2 protein-coding genes are annotated in these 786 nt (G+C 73.3%); both read left to right on the forward strand.

The window, feature by feature from the left end; all coding sequences use genetic code 11:
• The coding region (gene gspI / locus AC27IO_RS24970; protein WP_498741311.1) for a type II secretion system minor pseudopilin GspI at window positions 1-372 on the forward strand (372 nt) is incomplete at its 5' end.
• Between the two features lies 1 nt (window position 373).
• Window positions 374-786, forward strand: a 413-nt coding sequence (locus tag AC27IO_RS24975; protein ID WP_498741312.1) for a PulJ/GspJ family protein, incomplete at its 3' end; no start/stop codon positions are given.

The following is a 786-nucleotide window of genomic DNA, read 5'->3' on the forward strand; positions in this document are numbered from 1 at the left end:
CCCGGCGGGCCGCGCCGGCCCCGCGAGCGCGGCTTCACGCTGGTCGAGGTGATGGTGGCGCTGGCCATCGTGGCGATCGCGCTCATGGCGGGGCTGCAGGCCACGTCGGCCCTCACGCGCAATGCCGCGCGGCAGACCGACGTGCTGCTGGCCCACCTGTGCGCCGAGAACGAACTCGTGAAGGTGCGCCTGTCGCGCCAGATGCCGGCCATCGGCGACAGCACGCTGGCCTGCGAGCAGGCCGGGCGCCGCTACGACGTCACGCTGGTCGTGCGGCCCACGCCCAACCCCCAGTTCCGCCGGGTCGATGCCCAGGTGTCCGACGGGCAGAACTCCGTGCTGCGCCTGTCCACCATCGTGGGGAGGTACTGACATGCGCCGCCCGAACCGGCTTTCGCGCGGCTTCACGCTGATCGAGCTGCTCGTGGCCATCGCCATCATGGCGATCCTGGCGATCATGAGCTGGCGCGGGCTCGACGGCATGGTGCGCGCGCAGGAGCAGACGCGGGAGCGGGCCGACGGCCTGCTCGTCATCCAGGCGGCGCTCGCCCAGTGGGGCACCGACCTGGATGCGCTGCAGGCCATCGACCAGACCGAGCCGCTCGACTGGGACGGCCAGGTGCTGCGCATGACGCGCCGCAGCAGCGCCGAGCCCGACGAAGGCCCGGTGGTCGTGGCCTGGACCCGGCGCAACGTGAACGGCATCGACCAGTGGCTGCGCTGGCAGTCGCCGCCGGTGCGCACGCGGGCGCAATGGCGCGAGGCCTGGCAGCGCGCGGCGCAGTG

The organism is Acidovorax sp. KNOB132, assembly GCF_057541515.1.